The organism is Pyrobaculum sp. (genome assembly GCF_049971835.1).
Taxonomy (GTDB): Archaea; Thermoproteota; Thermoprotei; order Thermoproteales; family Thermoproteaceae; genus Pyrobaculum.
This window is the reverse complement of sequence record NZ_JBMFKV010000158.1, coordinates 1-4,402: the sequence shown is the minus strand read 5'-3', so window position 1 is coordinate 4,402 and position 4,402 is coordinate 1. Positions and strand designations below refer to the sequence as shown.

The window sequence follows — 4,402 nt, the reverse complement described above, 5'->3', positions numbered from 1 at the left end:
GCCCATTGCCACCAACTGCGGCTCGACGCCGTATTTCCTCTGCAGTAGTTTTAACATGTGGAGTAGAAGTGCGGCTCTGGCGCTACCGTAGAAATCTAGCTCATCAACGACTACCAAATCGACTTTTCTGAGAAAGGGCTCTATGCGGTGCCCCTTGTAGAGAGCGTGGTGGATTATTTCTGGGTTTGTTACTACAATCTTGGCCTGCTGTATCATGTAATCTTTAACCCACTTGCTGACGTCCCCGTCGTATCGCAGAACGTCTCCGTATATAACCCTCAGCGGGGCGCTCCCCCTCACGCCTATACTTAAGCCAGCTTGTTTTGCATATCTAACTATTCTTTCCAGCTGATCTCCTGTAAGCGCCTTGGTGGGGTATATCGCCAGCGCTCTAAAATCGCCGCTTATTAACCTCTCAAGGGCGTAGCTAACCCAGATTTCAGTCTTGCCGCTACCAGTCTCCGCGACGAGCACTATGTTTTGTCCCTTTAGTAGTTTTTCCAAGCCTTCTTTCTGGTGGCGGTACATCTCCCAGTCGCAGAGCTCTACTCCCCTGTTGCATAAACGCGGTAGAAGCACCCGGAATTTTACGCCCGACATTTCAGCGCTACGCTTCGGTAATGTTATTTTTACAGCTGGAAAAGTAAGACTATCCACAACCTAATTTCAAAAGTATTATATAGTTAATTCTTATGTGTATATGCTTTAATAATTTCAAGGATTTTCTCTACGGATATTTCAAGTTCTTTAGTATTAGATTAAGTTCCATTAATACATATCCTCTTCCCCTTGTATTTGATTATTGTCTTGTCCTCTAACACGATGAAGGTATCTATTTTAAAGAGGTGGATCCCCACTTTCCTCCCCTCTATTTTCAGTTTTTGGCCGAGTGGCCTAGATGTGGAGATGGCCAGGCGAAGGCTTTTAAGAGCTGGAGAGGCTAGATCCGAGGCCATTAAGAATGCTGAGAAGCAAGCCGTTAGAGGGTCTGGGTGGAGGCGGGTAAGAGGGCGGCTGAGCAGAAATTGACAAATTTTCACATAGCTAGAGTAGGGATGGGCAATTACTGAATGCAAAGACTAATCATGTATGGCATTTACTTCTTAACAGAGGGGTTCTTACTGGATCTGCTTCAGCGCCAGCTCCCTTAGCCCCTCCTCCAGGGCCATGGCACGAGCTCTATCCTCTTAAGCCGGAGCTTGACCTCGATCGCCTTCTCGACGACGTCGTGCAAGTGCTCGCCCGCCAGCACGCGCCTCACGTCGTCTGGGTTCGGCTACTTCACTGGGATGGCGAAGTTGCGATGGAGCAACGCTTGTTGCGCAAAACATGTACATGCTTTGCACAACGCCAAGAGGGTTTGTGAGGATATATTATGAAATTCTCGGCATGCAGAAAAGCGGCGTTGATACTCCGGGCGGCCCCCTCCCAGGCGCGCCGAAAGGCCAACTCAAGCCCCGTACCCCCCGGGACGCCAGGAGATCAGAATGTGCTCACATTTAGTTGAGGGCCTCTGCGCAGAATCTGTCTCTCTCGTTGGCGTAGTACCTCCACAGGGCCTCCGGGCTCGGTATGAGCTTCGCCGAGAGGCCGCCTCTGCAGTACACCTCAATGGCGAACACGGCTGGCTCGGCCGCGTCCCGCCACATGCACCACCTCTCCGGCTCGCATCCGGCCTCTGCGGCCAGCTTCAACGCGCAGTCGACCGGGGAGAGCCCGCCGCAGTCGACGCGGCGGAACTCGTCGAGGTAGTAGAGCCACACAGTTAAAAAGCCCCGGGGGGTATATATCCGTGGAGCGCATAGGCCCCTCGGCCTACCGCGTCAAAATAGGCGACAAAACCGCGGAGGTCCACCTCTTCGAGGTAGGCGCCTTCATCGTGCTGGAGGACAAGACGGTGATAGAATACGACGGGGAGAGGATATACGTCGACGGGAAGCCGACAGAGGACCAGCAGATAAAAGCCCTGGTGGAGGCGGCGATGGCGGCGGTAAGGCAGTACCCCCACGGCAATTGACACCCCTCAGCCAGAGGCCTCTTGCAACGCCGAGGCGGCCCTCTCCACGACGTCTCTAGCCCACCCCGGCGCCTCGATGGCAGCTTTTCTAGCCCTCCTCCTAAGCAGATCGATCCAGGGGAGGACTTCAAGGCCGTGTTTTAAAGACGATATGACCAGAGCCTTCCTCTTAGCTCTGCTGATGGCTACGTTTAGCCGCGCGTAGTTAATCAAAGCGTCGTGTATCTTGTCGGCCACCATGGAGTATATCACCACGTCCTTCTCCCTCCCCTGGAAGCTGTCCACGGTGGAGGCTCTGAGGTCCATGAGCTCCTCTAGATGCTCTAGACGCTCCACCTCTAACGACGCCACAGGGGGCCGCCTCAAGCCAGCCACGTCCAGAGCCTTGGTTATAAGCAGGCCCTGCGCTCTATACGTGGCTATAATCGCCACCTGCTCCGGTTGCAGGCCCAGGTCTAGAAGCCTGCGGTATAGAGCTATCGCCAAGGCCGCCTCTGCTTTGTTATAGGCGGAGTACCGCACGTAGGGGCCTCTCACCACCTCCATCCACTCCATACGCCCCTCCACGTCTATCCACGACAGAGCGCTTTCCAAAACCTCGTCTAGGGGATCCCCGCCTCTGGCCAAGACAAGCGGCTGGCCGGAGTAGGCCATCTCAAGCTCGCCTTGGTAAAAAGCCTCGTTTATATAGCTAAAGATCTCAGGTAGGCCGCGGCGCTGTCTCTTAAGTAGTATCACCTCGCCTACAGAATACGCGGCTTCTATCAACGGAGCCGACGCCTCTTGGGGCGCCCCCTCTAGATCTATGGGGGGCGGGAGCTGGCGGGAGTCCCCCAGAATCACCCTCCTAGAGCTGAAATAAATAGGCACAGCCGCCGTGGCGGTGGGTATCATAGAGGCCTCGTCAATAAAGACGTAGTCAAAAGGAGGCCATACACCCAACCTCTTCGAAAGCCTCTCGAGATCGTAGAACACGTCTAGAGAGGCTAGTTTAGTCAAAGTCATGCCGAAAACCCTAGCCTCTTTCAACAACTTCTCCAGCCCTTCCCTCCTCTGCCTCTGCAAGTCTAGGTTGATATAACGCTTTACCGTAGGGCTAACCTTCACGGGGTGGCCTATACGCGTAACATATCTACCCACTTCATTGCCGCAGAATTCCAACAGCCGCTCAATTGCGTTATCCACAGCGACGTTTGTATGTGAAGTTATGAGCACCCTCCTCCCCGCGGCGGCTAGCTCACAAGCCGCGGCCGCTATCACCGTAGTCTTGCCAGTGCCGGGAGGCCCCTCCACCACTAAATACCCGTGGGGAGGCATGGAGAGAATCCTCCTAACGGCGTCGGCCTTTTCGTGATCTAAGCCGGGCCATTTAAATCGAAATTGGGGAGGGATGCCTCTTTGCAAATTGGGACAACTCCCCGCCTCTTTTAAATACCCACAAAGCCGGGCATAGTCTCCGCTTTCCAGTATTCTAATGGCTGAGTCGTAGAGCATAGTGGGCTCCGCCAGCTTGAGCTCGCCTTCACGCGGGAAGTCCCCCTCCCTGGCTAAGAGAACTAAATTCGCCCTACAGTAATCACCTTGGCAATCCACAGATCTTACATCAGCCAAAATGCAGAGCTCTCCGTCGTAAAACAACGCGTCTTGAGGTTTGAGAGATCTGGCGTATATTGCCGGTAGCCTCCCCTCGATGGTCAACATCGCCACGTCGCCAGATTTCGAATCCTTTTGTAGACGCCCAGTCCCTATGACAGTCTTGTTCCTCGCCGCCTCCCGCCTCGCCGCATGTAGCCATTGTAACAAAGGCTCCCGAGATACGGGGAACCTTACGCCAGAAGCCACCCGGCGCGACTTTAAGTAGCCACAACTCCTACAGTACTCAAACTCTAGGTTGTAAGAAGAGGTTACGAGAAGGGGGCCGCCGCACCTAGGACACCTCTCCGACCTCGTGCCGACAATAGATGGCGTCTTCCCAAGCGACACCAAGGTCGAAATAACCTCCCTATAGCCACACCTAGAGCATACAAGAACCCTAAAGGGCCCCTCCACAGCTGGCCTAAGGACATTCCTACACCTAGGACAAAAAGGCAACACAAAACCATCATAGACAATCAATATAAGTATTACCACTTATTAACAGCAATTAATTAACTAAATACAAAGAAGTTGGAAACCTCTAGGTCATCTGTCATGATATTTCTCAGAGACCTCTGGCACAGGATTAAGAAAAGAGCTAAGGCTTCTTGGTTATGTTCGATAGAGTTAAAAGGCTATGTGTTAAGAAGCTCATGCCCATAAAATGTCCTTACTGCGGATCCGCCGTGATAGAGGCTGTTAAGAGCTGGGATATGCCCAAGATGGGCTACCACGTCACCCACTACCGAT

At 53.3% G+C, this 4,402-nt stretch carries 4 protein-coding genes; 1 reads left to right on the top strand and 3 read right to left on the bottom strand.

Annotation, left to right across the window (positions count from 1 at the left end; translation table 11 throughout):
* Both ACP5J3_RS11270 and ACP5J3_RS11265 read right to left on the bottom strand, forming a co-directional pair.
* A partial coding sequence (locus tag ACP5J3_RS11270) for a DEAD/DEAH box helicase (protein ID WP_428495783.1) occupies window positions 1-600 on the bottom strand: 600 nt, incomplete at its 3' end.
* A gap of 899 nt (window positions 601-1,499) precedes the next feature.
* Entirely contained in the window at window positions 1,500-1,763 is a 264-nt protein-coding gene (locus ACP5J3_RS11265) for a hypothetical protein (RefSeq protein ID WP_428495782.1), read from the bottom strand.
* Between the two features lie 29 nt (window positions 1,764-1,792).
* Between ACP5J3_RS11265 and ACP5J3_RS11260 the strand changes: the two genes are divergently transcribed.
* Window positions 1,793-2,017 carry a hypothetical protein gene (locus tag ACP5J3_RS11260; protein WP_428495781.1) on the top strand — a complete coding sequence of 75 codons (225 nt, stop codon included), beginning with the start codon at window positions 1,793-1,795 and terminating at the stop codon, window positions 2,015-2,017.
* Between the two features lie 6 nt (window positions 2,018-2,023).
* On the opposite strand, the gene ACP5J3_RS11255 is transcribed toward ACP5J3_RS11260, so the two are convergent.
* The gene (locus tag ACP5J3_RS11255) at window positions 2,024-4,111 is read right to left on the bottom strand and encodes an AAA domain-containing protein (protein ID WP_428495780.1); all 2,088 of its coding nucleotides are present in this window, start codon (window positions 4,109-4,111) and stop codon (window positions 2,024-2,026) included.
* Window positions 4,112-4,402 lie beyond the last annotated feature (291 nt).